The sequence below is a fragment of the Sphingomonas sp. GV3 genome (assembly GCF_031082075.1).
In the GTDB taxonomy this organism is placed as follows: domain Bacteria; phylum Pseudomonadota; class Alphaproteobacteria; order Sphingomonadales; family Sphingomonadaceae; genus Sphingomonas; species Sphingomonas beigongshangi.
On sequence record NZ_JARWLE010000001.1, the window covers coordinates 1,978,328 to 2,002,592 of the forward strand.

Annotated in this window: 21 protein-coding genes and 1 pseudogene; 13 read left to right on the forward strand and 9 right to left on the reverse strand. The window is 67.4% G+C overall.

All coding sequences use genetic code 11. The features are described 5' to 3' along the window. Positions 1 to 135 precede the first annotated feature (135 nt). From RF701_RS09325 to RF701_RS09335, 3 genes are read left to right on the forward strand one after another with little or no spacing between them, the layout of a single operon-like run. Entirely contained in the window at positions 136 to 1,470 is a 1,335-nt protein-coding gene (locus RF701_RS09325; RefSeq protein ID WP_308814767.1) for a TolC family protein, read from the forward strand. Next, positions 1,467 to 2,510, forward strand: a complete 1,044-nt coding sequence (locus tag RF701_RS09330) for an efflux RND transporter periplasmic adaptor subunit (RefSeq protein WP_308814768.1) — start codon at positions 1,467 to 1,469, stop codon at positions 2,508 to 2,510. Before RF701_RS09325 ends, RF701_RS09330 begins: the two co-directional genes overlap by 4 nt. Beyond that, on the forward strand, positions 2,507 to 5,563 hold the full coding sequence (locus RF701_RS09335) for an efflux RND transporter permease subunit (RefSeq protein ID WP_308814769.1): 3,057 nt from the start codon (positions 2,507 to 2,509) through the stop codon (positions 5,561 to 5,563). The genes RF701_RS09330 and RF701_RS09335 overlap by 4 nt, the downstream gene beginning before the upstream one ends. A 163-nt stretch (positions 5,564 to 5,726) precedes the next feature. Here RF701_RS09335 and RF701_RS09340 read toward each other — a convergent pair whose 3' ends face one another. The 3 genes and pseudogenes from RF701_RS09340 to RF701_RS09345 form a co-directional block, all read right to left on the reverse strand. Next, positions 5,727 to 6,494, reverse strand: coding sequence for an ATP-grasp fold amidoligase family protein (locus RF701_RS09340; protein WP_308814770.1), 768 nt, complete (start codon positions 6,492 to 6,494; stop codon positions 5,727 to 5,729). Between the two features lie 332 nt (positions 6,495 to 6,826). After that, positions 6,827 to 6,943 (reverse strand): annotated as a pseudogene (locus tag RF701_RS17655) (IS6 family transposase); the annotation flags it as partial. A 334-nt stretch (positions 6,944 to 7,277) separates the two neighbouring features. Beyond that, on the reverse strand, positions 7,278 to 7,967 hold the full coding sequence (locus tag RF701_RS09345) for a TMEM175 family protein (RefSeq protein WP_308814771.1): 690 nt from the start codon (positions 7,965 to 7,967) through the stop codon (positions 7,278 to 7,280). Between the two features lie 197 nt (positions 7,968 to 8,164). On the opposite strand from RF701_RS09345, the gene RF701_RS09350 reads away from it, so the two are divergent. Both RF701_RS09350 and topA read left to right on the forward strand, forming a co-directional pair. After that, positions 8,165 to 8,875 (forward strand): potassium channel family protein, encoded by a 711-nt coding sequence (locus RF701_RS09350; protein WP_308814772.1) that lies wholly within the window; start codon positions 8,165 to 8,167, stop codon positions 8,873 to 8,875. A 128-nt stretch (positions 8,876 to 9,003) separates the two neighbouring features. Further along, positions 9,004 to 11,577: a type I DNA topoisomerase gene (gene topA, locus RF701_RS09355; RefSeq protein ID WP_308814773.1), complete on the forward strand. Its 2,574-nt coding sequence runs from the start codon at positions 9,004 to 9,006 to the stop codon at positions 11,575 to 11,577. Between the two features lie 139 nt (positions 11,578 to 11,716). Here topA and RF701_RS09360 read toward each other — a convergent pair whose 3' ends face one another. Continuing rightward, entirely contained in the window at positions 11,717 to 12,013 is a 297-nt protein-coding gene (locus tag RF701_RS09360) for a hypothetical protein (protein WP_203311517.1), read from the reverse strand. 78 nt (positions 12,014 to 12,091) lie between these two features. Next, entirely contained in the window at positions 12,092 to 12,937 is an 846-nt protein-coding gene (panC, locus tag RF701_RS09365; RefSeq protein ID WP_210359151.1) for a pantoate--beta-alanine ligase, read from the reverse strand. 66 nt (positions 12,938 to 13,003) lie between these two features. On the opposite strand from panC, the gene RF701_RS09370 reads away from it, so the two are divergent. The 8 genes from RF701_RS09370 (at position 13,004) to RF701_RS09405 (ending at position 20,231) form a co-directional block, all read left to right on the forward strand. After that, entirely contained in the window at positions 13,004 to 13,825 is an 822-nt protein-coding gene (locus RF701_RS09370; RefSeq protein WP_210359150.1) for a division plane positioning ATPase MipZ, read from the forward strand. Next, entirely contained in the window at positions 13,822 to 14,073 is a 252-nt protein-coding gene (locus RF701_RS09375) for a J domain-containing protein (RefSeq protein ID WP_203311515.1), read from the forward strand. Before RF701_RS09370 ends, RF701_RS09375 begins: the two co-directional genes overlap by 4 nt. Before the next feature lie 97 nt (positions 14,074 to 14,170). Then, positions 14,171 to 15,541, forward strand: a complete 1,371-nt coding sequence (gene pgmG / locus RF701_RS09380) for a phosphoglucomutase/phosphomannomutase PgmG (RefSeq protein ID WP_308814775.1) — start codon at positions 14,171 to 14,173, stop codon at positions 15,539 to 15,541. A 32-nt stretch (positions 15,542 to 15,573) separates the two neighbouring features. Next, positions 15,574 to 16,038 (forward strand): PH domain-containing protein, encoded by a 465-nt coding sequence (locus RF701_RS09385; RefSeq protein ID WP_203311513.1) that lies wholly within the window; start codon positions 15,574 to 15,576, stop codon positions 16,036 to 16,038. 169 nt (positions 16,039 to 16,207) lie between these two features. Beyond that, the gene (locus RF701_RS09390) at positions 16,208 to 16,966 is read left to right on the forward strand and encodes a 3'-5' exonuclease (protein ID WP_203311512.1); all 759 of its coding nucleotides are present in this window, start codon (positions 16,208 to 16,210) and stop codon (positions 16,964 to 16,966) included. 279 nt (positions 16,967 to 17,245) lie between these two features. Continuing rightward, entirely contained in the window at positions 17,246 to 18,757 is a 1,512-nt protein-coding gene (locus tag RF701_RS09395) for an ATP-binding protein (RefSeq protein WP_287980769.1), read from the forward strand. Then, entirely contained in the window at positions 18,754 to 19,200 is a 447-nt protein-coding gene (locus RF701_RS09400) for a response regulator (protein WP_203311511.1), read from the forward strand. Before RF701_RS09395 ends, RF701_RS09400 begins: the two co-directional genes overlap by 4 nt. Next, positions 19,197 to 20,231 (forward strand): response regulator, encoded by a 1,035-nt coding sequence (locus RF701_RS09405; protein WP_210359147.1) that lies wholly within the window; start codon positions 19,197 to 19,199, stop codon positions 20,229 to 20,231. The genes RF701_RS09400 and RF701_RS09405 overlap by 4 nt, the downstream gene beginning before the upstream one ends. Before the next feature lie 24 nt (positions 20,232 to 20,255). Here RF701_RS09405 and RF701_RS09410 read toward each other — a convergent pair whose 3' ends face one another. From RF701_RS09410 to RF701_RS09425, 4 genes are read right to left on the reverse strand one after another with little or no spacing between them, the layout of a single operon-like run. After that, positions 20,256 to 20,570 (reverse strand): cytochrome C oxidase subunit IV family protein, encoded by a 315-nt coding sequence (locus RF701_RS09410; RefSeq protein ID WP_308814776.1) that lies wholly within the window; start codon positions 20,568 to 20,570, stop codon positions 20,256 to 20,258. Further along, positions 20,567 to 21,193 (reverse strand): cytochrome c oxidase subunit 3, encoded by a 627-nt coding sequence (locus tag RF701_RS09415; protein WP_210359145.1) that lies wholly within the window; start codon positions 21,191 to 21,193, stop codon positions 20,567 to 20,569. The genes RF701_RS09410 and RF701_RS09415 overlap by 4 nt, the downstream gene beginning before the upstream one ends. After that, complete coding sequence (locus RF701_RS09420; RefSeq protein ID WP_308814777.1) at positions 21,190 to 23,274, reverse strand: cbb3-type cytochrome c oxidase subunit I; 2,085 nt, start codon at positions 23,272 to 23,274, stop codon at positions 21,190 to 21,192. The genes RF701_RS09415 and RF701_RS09420 overlap by 4 nt, the downstream gene beginning before the upstream one ends. Further along, positions 23,271 to 24,122 carry a cytochrome ubiquinol oxidase subunit II gene (locus RF701_RS09425; protein WP_308814778.1) on the reverse strand — a complete coding sequence of 284 codons (852 nt, stop codon included), beginning with the start codon at positions 24,120 to 24,122 and terminating at the stop codon, positions 23,271 to 23,273. The genes RF701_RS09420 and RF701_RS09425 overlap by 4 nt, the downstream gene beginning before the upstream one ends. Positions 24,123 to 24,265 lie beyond the last annotated feature (143 nt).

The following is a 24,265-nucleotide window of genomic DNA, read 5'->3' on the forward strand; positions in this document are numbered from 1 at the left end:
GATCGCGGCACGCGCTCCGACACCAGCGTGTTTACGCGACATTGGGAAGACACAATGTTTGTCCGCCCCTGCGATCGCTAGAAGCGCCATTCGATCCGGCGAAGACGATCGCCGGCCCCGAGGAGTGACGATCCCGTGCGCATTCAGGCCCGACTGGCGCCGGCGCTTGCCCTGTTGGCGGGGGGCTGCGCCCATTATGCGCCGGCTCCCCTCGCCGAAACACCGGCGCTCGCTCCTGCCCTGCCCGTGACGACGATCGGCACGCCGCTCGCGGTCGAGGACGTCGTCGCGCTTGCGCTCGCCAGAAATCCCGATCTGATCGCGGCCCGCACCAAATTGGGTGTCGCGCAGGCGCAGCGGGTGCAGGCGGGCGTGCTGCCGAACCCTTCGCTTACCGGCGCGCTGCTGCCGCTCGTCTCCGGCGCGGGCGAAGTTCCCGCGTGGAATCTCGGGCTAGCGCAGGACATCAAGGCGCTGCTCATCTACAAGCCTCGCGTCCGCAGTGCGCGCGCCGCCACCGCGCAGGTCCGCGCCGATCTGCTATGGCAGGAATGGCAGGTCGCCAGCCAGGCGCGCCAGCTCGCCGTCGACCTGATCGCTCGCGAAGCGACGCGGCCGCTGCTCGACCAAGCGGTACGCATCCTCGGCCATCGCTATGCCGTGACTCAGGCTGCCTTGGCCGAGGGCAACGCGACCCTTGTGACCGCCGCGCCGAGCGCCGTCGGCTTTCAGCAAGCGCGCGCCAGCCTGCAGACGCTCGACCAGACGCAGGCGCAGGACCGGCACAAGCTCAACGCGCTGCTTGGGCTGACGCCCGACGCGATCGTGCCATTGCAGCCCGTGCCGCAGCTGCCGCCCTTCGACGTGGCGGCCGCGCGCGCCGCAATCCCGTCGCTTCCCGCGCGGCGGCCGGACCTGCTCGCGCTGCGGTTCGGCTATCTGGCGCAGGACGAGACGCTGCGCGCGGCGATACTGTCCCAGTTCCCCGACCTGATTCTCGGCGGCAGCGCGTCGAGCGACAGTTCGCGCGTCGTCAACGTGGGCCCGAGCGCGCAGCTCGGGCTGCCGCTGTTCGATCGCAACCAGGGCAATGTCGCCATCGCCCGCGCCACCCGCGCGCAGCTCCAGGCCGAATATGCCGCCCGCCTCGCCACCGCCACGGGCGAGGTCGGCGCGCTGCTCGGCGAGATGGAGCAGTTGCGGCGGCAACTGGCGATCGTCGAACGCGATCTGCCCGCCGCGCGCTCGGCGGCGACGCGCGCCGCCGCAGCCTTCGGCGCGGCCGCGCTCGACGAGCGCGCCTATGTCGACCTCATCACCAATCGCTTTGCAAAGGAACAGGAAGTGGCGACGTTGCGGCTCGGCCTGCTCGACCGGCAAGTGGCAGTCTCCACACTGCTCGGCCTCGGATTGCCGGGGGTGACGACGCTCGGCCTCGCCGATCCTGGCACACGGGGCGCCGCGCGATGAGCGTTCGTCGGCTCTCCCTTGCGCCGCTGCTGGCGCTCGCCGGATGCGGCACCGGCGAACCCGCGGCAGAACCCACGCCGACGCCGACGGTGCTCGTCACCACCACACCCGCGCGGCAGGGCACTGAGGCGCGCACGATCGAGGCCTTCGGCGAGGCGACGCCCGCCAGCAACGGCGTCGTCACGCTCAGCGTGCAGCAACCCGGCCAGGTGACGGCGGTCGCCGCGGTCGCCGGCGCCCCTGTTCGCGCCGGCCAGCCGGTGCTCCGCTTCACGCTCGCACCCTCGGCACGCAGCGCCTATCGCCAGGCCGTCGACGCGCTGAACGCGGCGACGTCCCAGCGCGCGACGACCGCCCAACTGCTCGGCCAGCAGCTCGCGACGCGCGATCAGCTCGTCCAGGCGGACAAGGCGGTTGCCGACGCACGCACTGCGCTCGCCGCGCTACGCAGCGAGGGCGCCGCCGTCGGCGAGACCGTGCTGCGCGCGCCCTTTGCGGGAGTGGTCGCGACCCTACCCGTCGCGCCCGGCGATCGAACGCAGCCTGGCCAAGCGCTGGCGACGATCGCGCGGACGGGCGGGCTGATCGTCACGGTCGGCGTCGATCCCGCGCGTCGGGTGGACCTGCGCGTCGGCGCCTCCGTCACGCTGACCCGCCTCGACGGCGGCGGTGCGCCCATCATGGGTCGGGTGCGGCGCATCGACGCGATGCTCAACCCCCGAACCCGGCAGATCGACGTCGACATCGCCTATCCTGCCGGCACGATCCTGTCCGGCGAGGCAGTGCGTGTCGCGATCGAGACCGGTCAGGCAACCGGCTGGCGCGTGCCCCACCGCGCGGTCGTCGTCGCCGCCGACGGACGCGCGCAGCTGTTCCAGCTGTCCGGCCGCAGGGCGAAGGCCGTGCCCGTCAGCATCGTGGTCGATGGCCCGGAGGACGACCTCGTCAGCGGCAACCTGGTTTCCAGCGATCCGGTGATCGTCGATGGCGCCTATCAGCTTGGCGACGGCGATCCCGTGCGTACCGGCGGCCGTCAGTGAGCTACGCCGCGCTGCTGCGGCGCCAGCCGCTGGCGATCGTCGTCATCGCCCTTGCAGTCGCGCTCGCCGGCACCGTGGCAGCGCTGTCGCTGCCGATCGGCCTGTTTCCGCAGGTCGCCTTTCCCCGCGTCGTCGTCGACATCGACGCTGGCTCGCGCCCTGCCGACCAGACCGCGCTGATCGTTACCAAGCCCGTCGAACAGGCGCTGCGCGCGGTGCAGGGCGTCCGCAACGTCCGTTCGGAGACGACCCGGGGTTCGGCGCAGGTGTCGATCGACTTCGGCTGGGGCCGGGACATGGTTGCCAGCACGCTGCTGGTCGAAGCGGCCATGTCGCGCGCGCTCGGCGCCTTGCCGCCAGGCACCACCTACAACGTCCGACGCATGGATCCGACGGTCTTTCCGATCATATCCTATGCGATCGAGACGACGCACGCGTCGCCGACTCAGCTGCAGGACGTCGCCCGCTACCAGCTCGTCCCCCTGCTCAGCGGGATCGAGGGGCTGGCGCGCGTCGACGTCCAGGGCGGCGAGACGGCGGAAGTGGAGGTGCTCGCCGATCCCGCTCGCCTCGCCAGCCACAACCTCGCGATGAGCGACCTCTCCACCGCGATCGCCAATGGCAATGTGCTGAGCGCCGTCGGGCGCGTCCAGGACCGCGGTCGCCTGTCGCTGGTCGTCGCCGACCGCACGCTGGCCGGCCCCGCCGCGGTCGGCGATGTCGTGATTCGCACCGACCCCACCGGGGTCGTCCGCGTCCGCGACGTCGCGACGGTGCAGCAGGGCATCGTACCGCAATGGCTGCGGGTCAGCGAGGACGGGCGGCCCGCTGTGCTGCTCAACATCTACGAACAGCCCGACGGCAACGCGGTGCAGATCGCCCATGCGGTGGCCGCCAGGCTCGCCGCCGCGTCGTTACCACCCGGCACGCGCCTGGTCAGCTGGTACGACCAGAGCGAGCTCGTCACGCAGTCCGTCGCCAGCGTCCGCGACGCGGTACTGATCGGACTGGCGCTTGCCGCGCTCGTGCTGCTGCTGTTCCTGCGCAGCTGGCGGATCACGCTGATCGCCGCCATCGTCGTGCCCGCGACGCTTGCCGCCACCGCGCTGGTGCTCGCGATCCTCGGCATGAGCTTCAACATCATGACCCTGGGCGGCATAGCGGCGGCGGTCGGGCTGCTGATCGACGACGTCATCGTCATGGTCGAACACATCGTGCGCCGCGCCACCGCGCCGGCCGCTGACGGAGCTCCGGTCGGACGCAACGCGGTGCTGCCCGCCGCGCGCGAATTCCTGGTGCCGCTCACCGGATCGAGTCTCGCGACGCTGATCGTTTTCCTGCCGCTATCGTTTCTGACCGGGGTGACGGGCGCCTTCTCCAAGGCGCTGTCGGTGACGATGGCGGCGGCGCTCGCGATATCCTGGGCGATGACCGCCTTCGTCGTACCCGTGCTCGCGCAGCGATGGATGACGTTCGGCGCGGCGCATGGCGCAGACGCCGCCGACGGAGGCCGGCTTGCACGGAGCCACGCCGCCGTTCTCGACCGGCTCTCAAGCCGCCCCCGGCTGCTCGCCGTCATCGCCGTGCCGCTGCTCGCGCTTGGCTACGTGGGCTATGCCAACGTGCCCACCGGCTTCATGCCCAAGGTCGACGAAGGCGGCTTCGTCATGGACTATTACACGCCGCCCGGTACGTCGCTCGACGAGACGGAACGGCGCATGGCGCAGGTCGACGCGCTGCTGCGTGCCGATCCCGACGTCTCCACCTTCTCGCGACGGCTGGGCACCGGACTCGGCGGTGATCTCGGCCAGAGCTACCACGGCGACTATTTCGTGCGCCTCAAGGCCAATCACGCCCGCGGCACCGAGGCGGTCGCCGCGGACGTCGCGGATCGCGTCGCCACGCAGGTGCCGGGCGTCCAGGTCGAGGTCGCGCAGCTGATGGAGGACCTGATCGGCGACCTGACCGCCGTGCCGCAGCCGATCGAGATCAAGCTGTTCGCCGCCGATCCCACCGTCCTGACAGATCAGGCGCGCAGGGTCGCCGCGGTGATCGACAAGATCGGCGGTGTCGTCGAGGTGAAGGACGGTGTCCAGCTCGCCGGCGACGCCATCGACGTGCGCATCGACCCGATCCGCGCCGGTTTCCAGGGTGTCACGCCCGCCGATGTGCAGACCGCGGTCGATGTCGCGCTGCAGGGCAGTGTCGCCACCACGCTCGCATTGCCGACGAAGGCGGTCGATGTCCGCGTCCGTCTGCCCGGCGCCACCACGATCACGCGCGACGCGCTGGCGCGGCTGCCGATCCGCGCCGCCGACGGCCATGTCCTCCCGCTGTCCCGTGTCGCGGACCTCATACCCATCACCGGCCAACCGCAGATCGCGCGCGAGAATTTGGAACCGATGGTCGCGGTGACCGGGCGCATCCAGGGTCGCGGCCTCGGCGCGACAATCGCCGACGTCACGCGCGCGCTCGCCCGGCCCGGCGTGCTCGGCCCCGGCGTCCGCTACGAGCTCGGCGGCCTCTATCAGCAACAGCAGATCGCCTTTGCCGGTCTCATCAGAGTGTTCCTCGCCGCGCTCGTTGCCGAGTTCATCCTGCTGCTGATCCTCTACCGCCGGCTCCTGCTGCCGTTGATCATCATCGGCTGTTCACTGCTGTCGACGACGGCGGTTTTCACGGCGCTGTGGCTGACTGGCGTCGACCTCAACATCACCGCACTGATGGGCATGACCATGATCATCGGCATCGGTACCGAAATGGCGATCTTCTACGTGAGCGAATTTCAGGAACTGGCCAGTACCTTGCCGCCGGACCGGGCGGCGCGGACCGCCGCGCACAACCGGCTGCGGCCGATCACGATGACGACACTCGCCGCGATCCTGACGCTGATGCCGCTCGCCCTCGCGCTCGGCCAGGGCGCGGGCATCCAGCAGCCGCTGGCGATCGCGATCATCGCCGGATTGCTGCTGCAATACCCACTGGTTTTATTGGCCATGCCTGTCTTGGTCGGACGGCTTGCGAGCACTTCGTCGGACGATGGCAGCCGGTAAATTCCGTGATGACGTCTGTCGGACCCGACCCTGCACCGGTCATTCGCGAGCCAACCAACGGCGCAGACCGGCACTCCGTTTCTCAGGGAAGGGCAGGCCAGTCGCGACCAATTGAAGCTGACGAAGGGCGCGGGATGGGGACGAGTAGACGCCGCTCGGATCGTCATTCCGCCAGCGTGAAATCTGCTACCTCGGTCGATTTCTTCTCAGCGAGCCATAGCCGGCCCAATTCGAAATCCAGTTCCGGCGGATCAAACGGATCGAGCCCCGAACCTGGATAAAAGGTGATTTCTCCGAAAAGCGGCTGTCGCTCGGGCTGGTAAAAATCCACGCGTGCAAATTCAAATCCACGCGCCAACTCCTCTGCTGCCGCTATCATGTCCGATAGAGCAGACGGCCGTGCAATCGTCGGTCCGGCCCGAGACAGCTTGCACCAGTCTCGATCATGAAGAACCCAACGGTGTCGTGTCGCACGATCGACATGTCCCTGAATATGCGTCGCTTGGCCGTGGAAGACGTACACCTTGTAATCGGTCGGCAAGCTCACCGCGGCGCCGATGAAGGGTTCGACCAGCAACCCACGAGGGATATGCCGGTACAGCCATTCGTCTAGCCAGCCACCATAGAGTCCCGCCATCCACTTTCGCGAGCGATGCACGGCGCGCGTCCAATCCCCGTCTGAGTGCACCACAACGGCTTGATTACAGCCGTGCCGTGACTTGACGATCACCGGCCGATCAAAACGCAGATCAGACGGCAAAATCGCGCCTGACCACAGTGTGGGAATAACCCAGTCATGGCCCAGGCGCTTCGCGACAAAGGCCTTAATCTCGACCTTGTCCGCCATCAACGGCATGCGCGGATCGCGATCATGCAACTTTCGGAGCTGAACAAGCTCTGTGAAACGTTGGGGATCATTCAGACTGGGCATCCGCCCGTGGCGCCAGAAGTAGCTTAGATGTATCCTTGCCAACGCAGCAAGGTCACGCTCTGTCCTAACGTAAATTGGCATCGCGAGTGAAGATGCGGCGGCTCGCAATGTTCCATTTGCGAATCGATCGCTGTGGCCGATCCCCAAATTTCCTCTTTTCACGCACTAGCGGAATGTCCGCTCCAAAGCGCTCCGCCGCGGAAGCGACCAGCCGGAGAGCCGCCTTGAGCGCTGGCGAAGCTAGCCGAGCGCGCGCTTCATGAGCAAAGACCATGTTCTGGAACCGCCGATTTACCGCGATCCTCTAGGCTGAAGCCTCGACTCGGCGCGCGGCGGACGTCACCGGCAAACAGCGGGCTGAACCTGTTCCACCATAACCGCACCGTCTCATGGCAAATGTCGATACCGCGTTCGAACAGCAGATCCTCGACGTTGCGCAGCGACAGGGAAAGCGGACGTACATCAGCACGACCAGCCAGATCACCTCCGGTGACGAATTGAAGTAGCGGAACGGGAAGGCAGGCTTGCGGGGACGAGACATCGACGTCCTCCTACCCTGCCCTGCTCACCATCCGGTGCATTTGGTTTGACGGAGCATGGAGACTGGCAGAGAAGCCAGCCTCCTTTTCAAGCGTTCGCCTTCGGAGTGACTCTACAAGTACCGAGCGGTCGCCACTCGGAGCACCTTGAGTTGTTTCCGTTTGAGTACGAAGTTCTGTTGTGGGTCACGACAAGTGGGTGATATTCAGCAAATAATTATTTCTCAATGAAGGCTGCGGGCCCTTAAGCGGTCTGGTCACGGCTCTGATCGGCGGTCGCCGGCGGCGCCTGCCCGGCGTCGGAAACGCTTCCTTTGCGGCGCAATGCCGCGCCGATCAGCGGCCCGCCAAGCGTCAGCGCCACGAGCACCGCGAGCGGCGAGATCATGCCGGCCACGAGGGCGAGCAGACCCAGAAATATGGGGATCATCGCGCCGCGGAGATGCTGTCGTTCCAGCTCGGGCGACACGCCGGGTTTGAGCAGCGTGCCTTGCGCGAAGGCGGCGCGGATCAGCACCAGATTGGCAAGCCCGAGCACGGTCAGCCATGCGCAATAGAAGCCCACGCCGACCCGCAGTTGCACGTAGGTACTGAGCACTGCGGTCGGAAACGGCATGAAAGCGACGGCGAGCAGGAACAGGGTGTTCGTCCAGAGCAGCCGCGTACTCGTCCGGTCCAGCAGGCCGAACAGCTGGTGGTGCGCTACCCAGAATCGGCCGATGACGAGGAAGCTCGACAAGAAGCCGATATAATGCGGCATCAGATTGATCAGGCGGATGCCCAGTCCGCGCTCGCTGAGCACGGGCAGTTCCGGCACATGGATCTCGACGATGAGCAGCGTCATGGCGATCGCGAAGACCGCGTCGGAAAAGAAGGTCAGCCGTTCAAGCTGCGATTCGTCGTGCGCCCAATCGACTCCGGTCTTCGCCGTCATGTCCATGCCCCCCGCTGGCCGATCCGGCCGATTTGGCCGATATTATACGAAGCGTCGTTCGGGCGTCACCGGCAAATACGCGAACCGTGCTGGCGACGGTCTGCCGTCTCCACGGCGCGCCGCATCCATCAATCCGCAATTCAGGGATCAGGCCGCAAGGGCGTGTCGCTCCGATCGACGGTAAGGACACCGGCCCCATGCCGCAATGGATCAACGACCGCGACCGCCTGGTCGATCACAGCCTGTCGGCACTGCTCGTGGTGCAGGGGGTGACGCTGTTCATCGTCGTCCCGCTCGCACAGGACTGGGCGGCAGGGCGAACGCTGCTCGACCTGTGCCATCTTGCCTTCGCGGCGATCTGTATCGCGATGCTGACGCGCCATCGGCTCGTGCAGATGGTGCTCGCCGCGTCGATCGCCCTGCTCGTCGCTTGGCCGCTGTTCGGCCTGCGGCTCACCGGCGCCTTGCACCTCGATCCGGTGGAGCAGCATGAGGCGATCGCGGGCGCGGCGCTCGTCTTCAACGGCGCGGTGACGGGTGTAGTGGCGCATCATGTCTTCGCCGCGGGGCGCGTCACGGCGCATCGTATCCGGGGCGCGGTGCTGCTGTACCTCGATATCGCCGCGCTGTTCGCCATCCTGTACGGGATCGTCGCCATGCACGTGCCGCATGCCTTCACCGGGCCCGACGTGCTGCACGCCGCTCCGGAGCGGTCGACGGCGGCCTTCACCTATTTCAGCCTGACGACGATCACCACCACCGGCTATGGCGACATCGTTCCCGCCGCCGCGCTGACGCGCAGCCTCGCCAACCTCGAGGCGGTGATCGGCCAATTGTTTCCCGCCACCCTGCTCGCGCGGCTCGTCGGCCTTCATCTGGTGCACGAACAAAGGGCGCGAGGGGATTGATCATCCGGCACGCCCCACGGTTCCCCGATGCGGGGCGAAGCGCCGTTCGGGAACGCCGGATCGCTTGACGGCCGCGTCGGTGCTCCCCACCCTCGCGCGTACACGTAAGGAACGCTAACGCCCCCGCCATGCAGCTTGTCATCGTCGAATCGCCGGCCAAGGCCAAAACCATCGAAAAGTACCTCGGCTCGGACTATCGCGTCCTCGCCTCCTACGGCCATGTCCGCGATCTGCCGGCGAAGGACGGCAGCGTCGACCCCGACGCCGGCTTCGCGATGGAATGGGAAAATTACGCCGATAAGACCCGCCAGCTGAAGGCGATCGCGGACGAGGCGAAGCACGCCGATCGCCTTATCCTCGCGACCGACCCCGACCGCGAGGGCGAGGCGATCAGTTGGCACGTGCAGGAAGTTCTCAGGGCGCGCAAGGCGCTGCCCAAGGACGTGCAGCGCGTCACGTTCAATGCGATCACCAAACCTGCGGTGACCGCCGCCATGGCCGCCCCGCGCGAACTCGATACCGACCTGATCGACGCCTATCGCGCGCGGCGCGCGCTCGACTATCTCGTCGGCTTCACGCTGTCGCCGGTGCTGTGGCGCAAGCTGCCGGGCGCCAAGTCGGCGGGGCGGGTACAGTCCGTCGCGTTGCGCCTGATCGTGGACCGAGAACGCGAAATCGAGAAGTTCGTCGCGCAGGAATATTGGTCGGTCATCGCCCAGATGGAGCATGACGGCACGCCCTTTGCCGCGCGCCTCGTCACGTGGAAGGGGCAGAAGCTCGATCGGCTCTCGATCGGCAATCAGGGCGATGCGCTGGCCGCGAAGGCTGACGTCGAGGCGGGGCGGTTCACCGTCCAATCGGTCGAGACCAAGCCTGCGACACGGAACCCGCCGCCGCCCTTCACCACCAGCACGCTGCAGCAGGAGGCTGCCCGCAAGCTGGGCTTCTCGGCCGACCATACGATGCGGATCGCACAGGGGCTCTACGAGGACGGCGCGATCACCTACATGCGGACCGACGGCGTGCAGATGGACGGCAGTGCGATCAGCGCCGCGCGCCGGGCGATCGCCGACCGCTACGACGCGCATTACGTCCCCGATGCCCCGCGCCAGTACCAGACCAAGGCGAAGAACGCGCAGGAGGCCCACGAGGCGATCCGGCCGACCGATTTCGGCAAGGACCGGGTCGGGTCGGGGGACCATGCGCGCCTCTACGACCTGATCTGGAAGCGCGCGCTCGCCAGCCAGATGGCGTCGGCCCGGCTGGAGCGGACCACGGTCGAGATGGCGGACGGTACGGGTCGGAACGTATTGCGCGCGACGGGCCAGGTCGTGATGTTCCCCGGCTTCCTCGCGCTGTACGAGGAAGGTACCGACGACACCCAGGACGAGGAAGCGCGCCGCCTGCCTCGTCTGCGCGAAGGCGATTCGCCGGCGAAGAAGGCCGTCGACGCCGAGCAGCATTTCACCCAGCCGCCGCCGCGCTTCTCCGAAGCCTCGCTGGTCAAGCGGATGGAGGAATTGGGCATCGGCCGGCCGTCGACCTACGCCTCGATCATCAAGACGCTGAAGGACCGCGGCTATGTCCGCGTCGAGAAGAACCGCTTCTTCGCGGAGGAAAGCGGGCGGCTGGTCACGGCATTCCTGGAGCGCTTCTTCGAGAAGTACGTCGGGTTCGACTATACGGCGGAGCTGGAAGAGGAGCTCGACGACGTATCCGGCGGCCGTGCGCAGTGGCAAAAGGTGCTCGAAGCCTTCTGGCGCGACTTCAAGCCGCGCACCGCGGAGGTGATGGAACAGCAGCCGAGCGCGATCACCGCCGAGCTCGACCAGTTCCTCGGCGACTATCTCTTTCCCGAAAAGGCGGACGGCTCCGATCCGCGCCTGTGTCCCAATTGCGGCGAGGGACGGCTGGCGCTGCGCGGCGGCCGCTTCGGCGCCTTCATCGCCTGTTCCAACTATCCGGAATGCAAGTTCACGCGCCGGTTCGCGCAGGCAGGCGCGGCGGACGGCGCCGACACCGGTCCGGAAAACCTCGGCAAGGATCCGGCGACGGGGCTTGAGGTGGAACGGAAGTCCGGGCGTTTCGGTCCGTACATCCAGCTCGGCGAGGGCAAGGACGCCAAGCGGGCGTCGATTCCCAAGGATATCGGCGAACTCGATCTGGAATGGGCGCTGAAGCTGCTCAGCCTGCCGCGCACGATCGGCAACCATCCCGAGACGGGCGAGCCGATCACCGCCTCCATCGGCCGCTATGGCCCTTATCTGGCGCACAGCGGCAAATATGCGCGGCTACAGTCGACCGCCGAGGTGTTCGAGACCGGCATGAATGCAGCGGTCGCGAAGCTCGCCGATGCCGCGGCCGGCGGTGGCCGACCGCAGCGGGGCGCCGCGCGTGCGCCGCTGAAGGAATTGGGCAAGCATCCGCGCACCGAAGCCGAGATCAAGCTGATGGAGGGGCGCTATGGTCCCTACGTCACCGATGGGACGACCAATGCGACTCTGCCCAAGTCGATCACGCCCGAGGCGCTGACGCTGGAAGAGGCCGCGCAGTTGATCGACGCGCGTGCCGCGGCGGCCCCGGCGAAGAGCAAGGCCAAGAAGAAGGCACCGGCGAAAAAGGCAGCCACCAAGCCGGCCGCGAAGAAAGCGCCAGCCAAGGCGGCAGCGAAGAAGGCATCGCCCAAGAAGGCTGCGGGGTAACGTCGCGCGGTGGAGGCCGGCGAAACCCGGATACGGGCGAAGCCGGCGGGCGCGTCCGAGTGCGCCGACGTCCCCTGGCCCGGGGCGACGGCGTCCGTCGGAAGGAAGAGGATGAGCGAGAGCCGCGACCGTCCTTGTTCTACGCCGCGCGGCGCTGATGCATCATCAGCCATGCGCGAGCCTGGCGCTGCGCCTCGGCGATCTCGCGCGCGGTCATGTCCTCGGCCACTTCGGCACGGGCGTCGACCGCCTCGCTTAGCCCGTAGACCGCCGCGAGATTGAACCATTTGTGTGCTTCGATCAGATCGATCCCCGCCCCCGAGGTACCGGTCGAATAGCATACGCCCAGGTCGAACAACGCTTCGGGACGACCACCCGCGGCGTCCCGTATCCGGCTTTCTAGTAGAAACTGCGCACTCTTGAGACTGTTGCCCATTGGTAGCCCCTATTTTTCATGGGGCCACCATGGCGCACGATTCGCTATGAAATGGTTAACGCAGAAAAAACCATAAGATCATGCGTTTGGCTCGACAGCGATATTGTCGATCAGCCGTGTGGTGCCCATACGGGCCGCGGCGAGCAGCCGGCGCGGACGGTCGGCGAGCGGATGTTCGACGAGCGTTTCCGAATCGACGAACGCGACATAATCCACCTCGAATCCTGCCGCGATCAGGGTGCTGCGTGCTTCCGCAAGCGCGGTTTCGCTCGCGTCCCCGCGGCCGATCGCGCGCGCCGCAACGCCGAGCGCACGCGGCAGCGCCACCGCCTTCGCCCGCTGCTCCTCGTCGAGGTAGATGTTGCGCGAAGACAGGGCGAGCCCGTCGTCGTCGCGCTGGGTAGGCACGCCGACGATCTCGATCGCCATGTCGAGGTCCGCGACCATGCGACGGATGACGGCCAGCTGCTGGAAGTCCTTCTCGCCGAAATAGGCGACGTCCGCCCGCGTCTGGTTGAACAGCTTGGCGACGACGGTCGCGACGCCGTCGAAATGGCCGGGCCGCGACGCGCCGTCGAACCCCTCGCTGACGCCGGAGACGCTCACCGTGGTGGCAAAGCCGTCGGGATACATGGCCTCCACCGGCGGCAGCCAGAGCAGATCGCAGCCATTGTCGGCGAGCAGGCGCGCATCCGCCATCTCGCGCCGGGGGTAGCGGGCCAGATCCTCGTTCGGGCCGAACTGCTTGGGATTGACGAAGATCGAGGCGACCACCTTCGTGCCCGGCCGCCGCGCCGCCTCGACCAGCGCCATATGCCCAGCGTGGAGCGCGCCCATCGTCGGCACCAGCGCGACACGGCAACCGTCCGCCTGCCAGCCAGCGATGGCTTGGCGCAAGCTTTCCAAGTCCCTAACCGTCTGCACCGCGCGTACCCCCTCGAACATTCAGCGCGCGGCTTCTATGGAGGGAGCAACCATCGATCAACAAGGATGCGACCAGTGGCCGAAGGCCCCCCCGCCCCTAATGCCCCCCACGTCATCGTCTTCGCCAACGAAAAGGGCGGTACCGGCAAGTCGACCACTGCGGTCCATGTCGCCATCGCGCTCGCGGCCAAGGGCGCAAAGGTCGCGTGTTTCGACCTGGATCACCGCCAGCGGACCGTCGGCCGCTACCTCGACAATCGCGCCGCCACGATCAAGCGCACCGGCAGCGACCTGCCGATGCCGGTCCATGACACGCATGACGGCGTGAATGAGCACGTGTTCGAGGAGAAGTGGCACCGGCTTGCCGAGGGTGCCGACTATCTGATCGTCGACACCCCCGGCCGCGACGATCACTTCGCGCGCACCGCGGCGGCACTGTCGAACACGCTCGTCACGCCGATGAACGACAGTTTCGTCGATTTCGACCTGATCGGACAGGTCGATCCGGAAACGTTCAACGTCACCCGGCCCAGCTTCTATTCCGAACTGATCTGGGATGCGCGCAAGCAGCGCGCGCGCGCGGATGGAACGCAGATCGACTGGGTGGTGCTGCGCAACCGCCTCCAGCACATCGAGGCGCGCAACATGCGCCGCGTCTCGGATGCACTGGGTCAGCTTGCGAAGCGTGTCGGGTTCCGCATCATTCCCGGCCTGGGCGAACGCGTCATCTATCGCGAGCTCTTCCCGGCCGGCCTGACGATGATCGACTCGAAGGAATTCGGCGCGATGGGCCTTGGCCATGTCGCCGCCCGCCAGGAATTGCGCGAGATGATGGCCGCGCTGCAGCTGCCGGAGCCGGCCCTTCCCCTGTTGGCGGACGCTTCATGAAGTGGCTGATCGCGCTGGCGGCGATCTGGCTCGCCTGGCGGTATCTGCGTCCGGCGCCCAAACCGAAGATGTCGCCCGAGGCCGCCGCGCGACGCCTGCTCGGCGTCCCGGCGAATGCCGATGAGGCGACGATCCGCGCAGCCCATCGCCGGCTACTGGCCGAAGTGCATCCCGATCGCGGCGGGTCGGCGGACGAGGCGCGTCGCGCCAACGCGGCGCGCGACCTGCTGCTGACGCGCCTGGGATGATCCCGCCGCGTCAATCGCGCGCCGCCGGTCGTCCACCGCTGCCTGCGGCTGCGGTTGGACCGCGCCGCGCACGAATGCATCGCCAGCACCGGCCGTGATGGCGCGGCATCGGCTCGATCCCGCCATCCTGCGGGAATATGACGTCCGCGGCACGGTCGGGCGCAATCTCGACGGCGCGGACGCTTATGCGGTCGGGCGCGGGTTCGCGACCCGGTTGAGGCGCCTGGGCGGCACGCGGGTCGCCGTCGGACGCGACGGGCGTGTGTCGTCGCCGGAACTCGAGGAAGCCCTCGTCGCGGGTTTGACCCAGGGCGGCATCGACGTACTGCGCATCGGCGTCGGTCCGACGCCGATGCTCAACTACGCCGAGGCGACGCTGGGGGTCGACGGCGCCGTGCAGGTGACGGGCAGCCACAACCCGCCCGGCGACAACGGCTTCAAGCTGGTGGTGGGGCATCGGTCCTTCTGGGGCGACGATGTTGCGGACCTCGCACGCCTCGCCGCCGCGGGGGACTGGAGCAGCGGCACCGGCATGGTGCGCGAGGTCGACGTGCTCGACGCCTATGTCGGCCGGCTGCTCGCCGGCTATGCGGGCGGAACGTACCGGATCGGCTGGGATTGCGGGAACGGCGCCGCCGGGCCCGTTGTCGAGCGCCTGGTGCGCGACCTGCCCGGCGAGCACCACCTCCTCTACACCGACGTCGACGGCCGCTTCCCGAACCATCACCCCGATCCGACCGAGGAAGCCAACCTCGCCGACCTGAAGGCGCTGGTCCGCGACCGCCGGCTGGACTTCGGCGTCGCCTTCGACGGCGACGGCGACCGGATCGGGGCGGTCGACGGCGCGGGGCGCGTTTTTTGGGGAGATCAGCTGCTGTGCCTGCTGATGGCGCCTGTGCTCGCCGCCTGCCCCGGCAGCGCGGTGGTCGCCGACGTCAAATCCTCGCAATATGTCTTCGACCGCATCGCCCAGCTTGGCGGACGTCCCGTGATGGGCGCCACCGGCCACAGCCCCATGAAGGAGGCGATGCTCACCCATGACGCAGGCATCGCCGGCGAGCTGTCGGGCCACATCTTCTTCCGCCACGGCTGGTACGGGTTCGACGATGCGATCTACGCCGCGATCCAGCTGATCCGCGCGGTGCATCTGTCCGGCGGCACGCTGCACGCGATGCGCGATGCGATGCCCTCGCTCGTCAACACGCCCGATCTTCGGATCCCGATCGATCCGGCCCGCAAATGGGCGGTCGTCGAGGCGGTCCGCACGCGCCTCGCCGACGCGGGAACGGACATGGTGACGATCGACGGCGTCCGCGTCGCCTCTCCCGACGGCTGGTGGCTGCTGCGCGCGTCCAACACGCAGGACATGCTCACGATACGCGCCGAGGGCCGGGATGCCACAGCGCTCGCGCGTCTGCTGGCGGAGTGCGACGCGCACCTCGCCGCCTGTGGCGTCGCGCGCGATTGACAGCGACCGCGCGTCCGATAGGGTCCGCGATCATGGTGGGGACCTATATCGCCGAACGTCCGGTCGACGCTTTCCGGTCGAGCACGGGACGCTGGCTGTTCGGCAGCTTCCTGGGATGGATGACGGTCCTCGCCTGCGCGATCGGCGTGGGCCTCGTCATCATCGCGGTCCGCTGGCTGCAGAACATGGCGACCGCCTATGAGATCACCGATCAGCGGCTGATCGTGCGGCGTGGATTGGTGATGAAGTCGATCGACGAGATCGAATTGTACCGGATCAAGGACATTCGCGTCGATTTCTCGCTACTCAACCAGATCGCGGACATCGGCACGATCACGATCACTTCGACCGACCGCACGACGGGCAACGCGCAGTTCGTGCTGCGCGACGTTCCCGCCGCGCGCGAGCGGCGCGAGGGGCTTCGCAAGCTCGTCGACCGCGCCCGCCAGCGCCGCGGTGTCCGCGAGTTGGACGTCGACAGCGAGGAGTGGCGGTAGCGCATCCGGCCATCCGCCGGGGCAAGAACAGCCGTCGCCTCTCGTCTCGCGGCGATGCGCCACGCTGCCGCTGAACGCTTTCCCCTTTTCGTCCTGCGGACGACCGCTTCGCCATGCTGGCCGCATTTGCCGGTGGCGTTTCCGGGCCTGAACACCCATGTTGGCGTCAATGCGTCCCACTCCCCAGATCGTCCGCGTCATCGACCTCGAAACCACCGGCAGCGCGCCGCCTGCCCATGGCGTGTGCGAGATCGGCTGGCAGGATGTCGCGCTTCAGCCGTCCGGCCGATGGGAGCTTGAGGGCGAGGGCGGCTCGCTCCTGGTCAATCCGGGACGGGCGATCCCGCCCATCACCCAGGCGATCCACCACATCCTCGACGAGGACGTCGTCGAGGCGCCATGGTGGCACGATGTCGCCCGCCGGGTGCTCGACCCCTATCCGCGCCGCATTGCCCTTGCCGCGCATCGCGCCGATTTCGAGCAGCAGTTCTGTACCGCCAACCTGACGCATGGCGCGGATTGGATCTGCACCTGGAAATGCGCGCTGCGTCTGTGGCCGGACAGCCCCAGCTTCTCCAACCAGGTCCTGCGCTACTGGCGGCGGCCCGAAGGGCTGGATCAGCAGCGCGGCCTGCCGGTGCACCGGGCCTTCCCCGATGCCTATGTCACGGCGCATCACCTGCGCGACCAGCTGAACGAAGCGAGCCTCGCCCAGCTGCTCGAATGGTCGCGCGACCCCGGCCTGCTGCCCCGCGTCCGCTACGGTCCGCATCGCGGCAAGGAATGGCGCGAGCTGGATCATGAGAGCCTGATGGGCTTCCTGACCGACCGCGACCCGGACATCCGCTTCACCGCCAATGCGGAGATGGACCGTCGCAGCGGCGGCGGTCGGGTCGGCCGCGCCAGCGCGCAGGATCTGTTGCTCTAGAGTGTGATCCACGTGCGCAGAAGCGGTACCGCCCCTCACTCCCCCGGCCGCCCATCAGGATAGGCTGCGTGGGCTGCCGGGTGAGGGTGAGCGCCGGTACCGCGCCGATCCAGCCTCGCTTGATCGCACACTAGGGCCCGGCCGCAGTCGGCGATCCGCACCGGGCTCCCCTGCCCGACCGGCGCCCGGCCACCTGCCCTGTGCCCGTCGTACCACAGCGTCCGGGCGACCGGTGCCGGCTACTATGCAAGCCAGCACCCCTGCCCTAAGCAACGGACCGTGCTGGCAACTATCCGCAATCGTTTCGTCGTTTCGCAGGGGCGCTTCGGACGCGTCATCCTGTCCTTCATGCTGGTCGGCTTCCTCGCGCTGATCGCCGCGGGCATCGCCGCGGCCTGGGCAACCGCACGCAATCAGGACCACGCCCGCGCCGTCGTCCATACCTATGAGGTGGAATTGTCGATCGCGACGGCGCGCCGCCTCATCGAACAGGCGGAGGCGTCGCGTCGTGGCTACCTGTTGACCGCGAACCGGGAATATCGCGATGCTTATCGCCGCTGGGCGGCGGAAATGCCTGGGGCGATCGGGCGGCTGGGTCGATTGACGCAGGACAATCCCAACCAGCGCGCCAATCTCGCGGCGCTGCGCCGCGCGCTCGATACGCTGTTCGCGGCGCGGACGCAGTCGATTGCGATGGTCGACCGCGGCCGCATGACCGAGGCGATGATCCTGTTCTATCAGGAAGCGAGCGTCCGGCGGATGACCGCGATCCGCAGCACCTTCGACAGGATGGCCGCGGAGGAGCGGCGGCTGCTCGCGACGCGCGACGAGGCGCAGCGACAAAGCCTCCAGGCCTTCTACGTCATCCTCGCGGTCGCCGGCGTGCTGCTGGTGCTGGTGATGATCGCGTCGCTGCTGACCGTGATGCGCTACACCCGCGACCTGGCGCGGTCGCGCGACGCGCTTCGCCGCTTCAACGAGCAGCTGGAGGAGACGGTGGCCGAACGTACCGCCGACCTCAGCCGGGCGAACGAGGAGATCCAGCGCTTCGCCTATATCGTCAGCCACGACCTGCGCTCGCCGCTGGTCAACGTGATGGGCTTCACCGCCGAGCTGTCCGCCGCCACCACGCCGCTCGCGGAACTGGTGGACCGGGCGGAAACGGAATGCCCCGGCATCGTCACCGAAGAGGCGCGGCTCGCGGCGCGCGAGGATCTGCCGGAGGCGATCGGCTTCATCCGCACCTCGACGCAGAAGATGGACCGGCTGATCAACGCCATCCTCAAGCTGTCGCGCGAGGGGCGGCGCGTGATCACGCCGGAGCGCATCGATCCGGCGGCGGTGGCGGAGACGATCGAGGCATCGATCCGCCACGTCCTCGACGATCGCGGCGTGACGTTGACGGTACGGCGGCCGATGCCGACGCTGACCACCGATCGCGTCGCCATCGAACAGATCCTGTCCAACCTGATCGAGAACGCCTCCAAATATCTCCAGCCGGGCCGCCCCGGACAGATCACCGTATCCGGCGAGGAGCGTCGGGGACGCGTCTTGCTGTCGGTTGCGGACAACGGCCGCGGCATCGACCCCCGCGATCACCAGCGGATATTCGACCTGTTCCGCCGGTCCGGGCAGCAGGACCAGCCGGGCGAGGGGATCGGGCTGGCGCACGTCCGCGCGCTCGCCTATCGCCTCGGCGGGACGATCGAGGTGGAAAGCACGCTGCGGGAGGGTTCGACCTTCCGCCTCAACCTCCCCAAGACCTTCGAAGCGCAGGATATCAAGCCATGAACGCCCATCAATCCGTCGGCATCGTGATGATCGAGGATGACGAGGGCCACGCGCGCCTGATCGAGAAGAACATCCGCCGCGCGGGAATTCTCAACGACATCAAGCATTTCACCGATGGCAATCAGGCGCTCCACTTCCTGTTCGAGGCGCCCGACGGCCCCGCACGAAACGGGCCGGCGCTGGTGCTGCTCGACCTCAACCTTCCCGATATGAGCGGCACGGACATCCTCGCGCGCATCAAGGACGAAGGCAGCCCGCTGAAGCGGACGCCGGTCGTCGTCCTGACCACCACCGACGACAAGGTCGAGATCCAGCGCTGCTACGATCTCGGCTGCAACGTCTACATCACCAAGCCGGTGAACTACGAAAGCTTCGCCCAGGCGATCCGCCAATTGGGCCTCTTCCTGTCGGTGATCCAGGTCCCCGAAGTCGAGGACCAGTGAGCACGACGCCCAGCGTCCTGTACATCGACGACGACGCCGGCATCAGGCGGCTGGCGGCGCGTGCGCTCGAACGGCGCGGTTATGCGGTGACGCTCGCCGACGGCGGCGCGGAAGGGCTCGCCCTCGCCGCCGATGCGGCTTTCGATCTGGTCGCGGTCGACCATTACATGCCCGGGATGGACGGGCTCGAGACGCTGGCGCGTCTGTCCGCGCTGCCGGTACCGCCGCCGGTCGTCTACGTGACCGGTTCCGACGAGGGCCGCATCGCCGTCGCCGCGCTCAAGGCGGGTGCAGCGGACTATGTGGTGAAGACGGTCGGCGAGGACTTCTTCGACCTGCTCGCCGCGACGTTCGCACAGGTGCTCGACCGGGCGCAGCTCAGCCGCGAGAAGGCTCGCGCGGAAGAGCAGTTGCGCGCGAGCAACGCGCGGCTGGAGGCTTTGCTCGGAGAGGTCAATCACCGCGTCGCCAATTCGCTGCAACTCGTCACCGCGATGGTGCGGTTGCAGGCGAGCGGCGTCACCGATCCCGCCGCCCGCGCCGCGCTGGACGATACCCAGCGCCGGATCGGCGCGATCGCCCAAGTGCACCGCCGGCTCTATACCGCCAACGACGTCGAGAGCGTCGACATGCGCGACTATCTCGGCTCGCTGATCGAGGAACTGGCGGAGACGCTGTCGAGCGACACGATGCCGCATGCGCTGCGTCTCGTGGCCGATCCCATCCGGCTGCCGACCGACCGCGCGGTGTCGCTGGGGGTCATCGTGACCGAGCTTGTCACCAACGCGTGCAAATATGCCTATCCCGGCAGCGGTGGCGAGGTGCGCGTCGCCCTCACGCAGATCGACGATGCCGTCTATCTGCTGGCGGTCGAGGACGACGGCTGCGGCATGCCGGCGGAGGTGACGCCGCGTGGCACGGGTCTTGGCACCCGCATCATCCGTTCGATGGCGCAGAGCCTGCAGGCGGCGGTCGAGTACGAACCCCGGGACTGCGGCGTCCGCGCGGTATTGCGCGGCGCGCTGGGGTGACGCCGGGGGGCGTCGCCGCCCTCCTTACATCATGCGCCCGTGCAGGTTGAACAGCACCACCAGCGTTCCCCCCACCATCAGCGCGATGATCAAGGCCGAGAAAAGGACAAGCTGAAGATCGTCGCGCGCCGTCCGCGCAAGGCTGACGTGGAGAAAGCAGCGGAACTGCACCACGGCCTGCACGAGCCCGAGGAGCAGGACGGCGGCGAACGTCGCCCGCGGGCCGACGATATGCCAGTGGACGGCGCCAAAGGCCGCACCGGTCAGCAGCAGCGCCGCCGCATAGCCGATGAGATAGATGCGCACCTCGCCCCGTGCCTCGCCCGAGCCGCCGCTCATCGGATCAGGCCCGGAAGATAGACGGTGGAGAAGATCGCTATCCAGACGATGTCGAGGAAGTGCCAGAACAGCCCCAGGCGCAGCAGGTTGATCTTCACCTGCGGATCCGTCCCGAACACGCGCAGCTGCACCATCATCACCACCAGCCAGAGCCCGCCGATCAGGACGTGGAGGCCGTGCAGCGGCACGAGCCCGAAGAAGGCGGAGAGGAACCCGCTGCGCGACGGATAGGCGCCATGTGCGAACATATCGGCGAAGTCGTGCAGTTCGAGCGCGAGGAACAGCAGCCCGAGCGACAGCGTGACGGCCAGCCACAGCATGATGTGCCGGATCGCTGCGCCATGCTTCATGGCGACCGAGGCCATCCCATAGGTCACGCTGCTCGTCAGCAGCACCAGCGTCTCGATGAAGGTCGGTCCGATCTTGTATTCCGTCGCCGGACTGGGCCCGCCCATCGTCGCGTGCTGCATGACCCCATAAGTGGCAAAGAGCAGCGCGAAGACCAGGGCATCGCTCATCAGGAACATCCAAAAGCCAAACATCGCGCTTCCCGCGCCCTCGTCGGCTTGGGCATCGGTGTCGCCGAGGTTCAGCCCGGCATGACGCGGCCTGCACTCGCTCATCGATGCACCTCCGCCAGCCCCTGGTTGGCGGGAGTCAGTTCGCGCTCGCGTGGCACGGGATGCGCCTCATCGACGGCGTGGAGCCACAGCGCCTGCTCGCGTTCGACCTCCGCCGCCGGGATGGTGCGTTCGGTGTCGCGGACGAAGCTGCGCGCGATCACCGTGGCGATGATGGCAACGAGGCCGGCGGTCGCCAGCCACCATATGTACCAGACCAGCGCGAAGCCGGCGATCGCGCTGGCGATCCCGATGACCGGCGCCACCGCGCTGTTTCGCGGCATCGCGATCGCATCGTAATGCGGCGGGGGCGCATAGGGGGCATGCCGGCGCTTGTCGTCGTAGAAGGCATGGCGCTGCTCCACGTGCGGCAGATGCGCGAAATTATACTCGGGCGGCGGCGCCGAGACTGACCATTCGAGTCCGCGACCGTCCCACGGGTCGCCGGCGAAGACGCGGTTGGCCTGCCGGTCGCGCACGCTGACCCAGAGCTGCACGATCAATGCCGCCAGCGCGCAGAACAGGATCACCGCACCCAGCTCGGCGGCATAAAGCCAGGGCCGATAGGCCGCCTCGTCGATCGCCTGCGTCCGTCGGGCAAGACCTGCGGCACCCAGGACGTAGAGCGGCATGAAGGCCAGATAGAAACCGATCACCCAGCAGCCGCAGGCGATCCGGCCCCAGGTTTCGTTGAGCCTGAAACCGAAGGCCTTGGGAAACCAGAACGTATAGGCCGCGATCAGCCCGTAGAGCGTGCCCGGGATCAGCATGTTGTGGAAATGCGCGACGAGGAAGGTCGTGTTGTGCACGACATAATCGAGCGGCGGAAAAGCCAGGATGATGCCGGTCAGTCCGCCCAGCACGAAGGTCATCATGAAGGCGAGCGCATACAGCATCGGCGTTGCGAACCGGACCTCGCCGCGAAACATCGTCCAGATCCAGTTGTAGATCTTGACACCGGTCGGCACGCCGATCGCCATCGTCGCGATGCCGAAAGCGGCGTTGATGCTGGGGCTCTGCCCCATGGTGAAGAAATGGTGCAGCCAGACCGTGAACGACAGCACCGCGATCCCCATGGTCGCGATCACCAGCGAGACATAACCGTACAGTTCCTTCGACGAGAAGGTCGAGACGACCTCGGAATAGATGCCGAAGGCGGGCAGGATCACGATGTACACCTCCGGATGGCCGAACATCCAGAACAGGTTGGCGTAGTTCATCATGTTGCCGCCGGCCGCATTGGTGAAGAAGTGGAAGCCGAGGTAGCGGTCCAGCGCCAGCAGAGCGGTCGCGACCGTCAGCGGCGGCATCGCGAACACCATCAGGATCGCGGTGCACAGGCTGGTCCAGCAGAACATCTGCATCCGCATCAGGTGCATGCCGGGGCAACGCATCTTGTAGATGGTGACCGCGATGTTGATGCCCGCCAGCGTCGACGCTATCGAGCCGAGCGTCACCGCCCAGATCCAATAGTCGGGACCGACGCCGGGGTTGAAGGCGATCTCCGTATAGGGCGGATAGCCGCTCCAGCCGCCGGTCGAGAAGCGGCCGATCACCAGGCTGATCATCATCAGGGCCGCGCCGCTGCCGGTCAGCCACAGCCCGATCGCGTTCAGCAACGGAAAGGCGACATCCCGCGCGCCGATCTGCAACGGCACGAGATAATTGATGACGCCGGTCAGGAACGGCATCGCCATGAAGAAGATCATGATCGAGCCGTGCGTGCTGAACAGCTCCGCGAAATGCTCCGGCGCGACGATGCCGGGCGCGTTGATCGCCGTCGCCTGTTGAAGGCGCATCAGATTGGCCTCGATCAGCGCGCGCGCCAGCATGACGAACGCGATGACGATGTACATGATGCCGATCTTCTTGTGATCGAGGCTGGTCAACCATTCCGACCACAGCCATCGCCAGCGATGCGTCACCGTCAGCAGCAGCGCAACCACGCCCGCGCCGATCACCACCATCGCCGCGGCACCGGCGCCGATCAGCTCGTTGATCGTCGGATGTTGCCAGGCGAGGACGAACGGCAGATCCTGCCAGCCGAAGCGCCCCAATACTGCCGGCCAGACCGGTGCGCTCATTGTCCCTCTTTCGTCCGGGTAACCGACATGACCCTGTCGAACAGGTGCGGCGGCACGCGCGAGAACGCCAGCGGCCGGGTCTCCACCGACCTGCGGGTGAGCCGTGCCAGCGCGGTTCCGTCCAGCACCGGCGTGGTGGCGCGTATCTCCGCCAGCCAGCGGGCATAGCGCGAAGCGTCCGTGGCGATCACCGCAACCTTCTGATCCTGGAACCCCCGGCCATTGTACTGGGTATTCTCACCGCGAAAGACGCCTTGGCGGCTGGCCGCGAGATAGAGCTGCGTCCGCATGCCGCCCATGGCATAGACCTGGCCGGCCAGCTGCGGGATCAGCAGCGACTGCATCACGGTACCGCTGGTCAGGCTGAGGTGCACGGGACGTCCGACCGGGATCACCAGCCGGTTGACGCTCGCCACGCCCTCCCCAGGATAGATGAACAGCCATTTCCAGTCGAGCGCCACCGCCTGGACCTCGAGCGAGGGCTCGGCGGAGGCGATCGGGCGATAGGGATCAAGCGCGTGCGTCGTGTTCCAGAGCAGGAATGCAAGGCCGATCACGATCCCGATCGGAGGAACCCACACGAGGATTTCGAGCGGCCACGAAAAACCCCAGTCGGGACGATAGGCGTCACCCTTGTTGGACAGGCGGTAATGCCATGCCATCAGCGGCACGAGGACGAGCACCGGCCCCGCCACGAACACCAATACGGCCGCGACGATCAGATACAGATGCCATTGGGCTGCCGCCACCGGACCGGCATGATCGACGATGCCCAGCCGCAGCGCGTCGCAGCCGCCAAGCGGCAGGGACGCAATGAGGATCGGTAGGAGCGCGCGAGGCGGCGTCATGCCCCGACGGCGCTGGCGCTGGACATGGTAAGCAGGCGCATGCAAGCCGCGTTCGCGACGGAAAGCGGCATGGGCGCGCGCCGTCCGCCTCCTTCCGGCAAACGGCACGCGTTAACGGCCGCGGCCAACGCAATGGTGCCGCG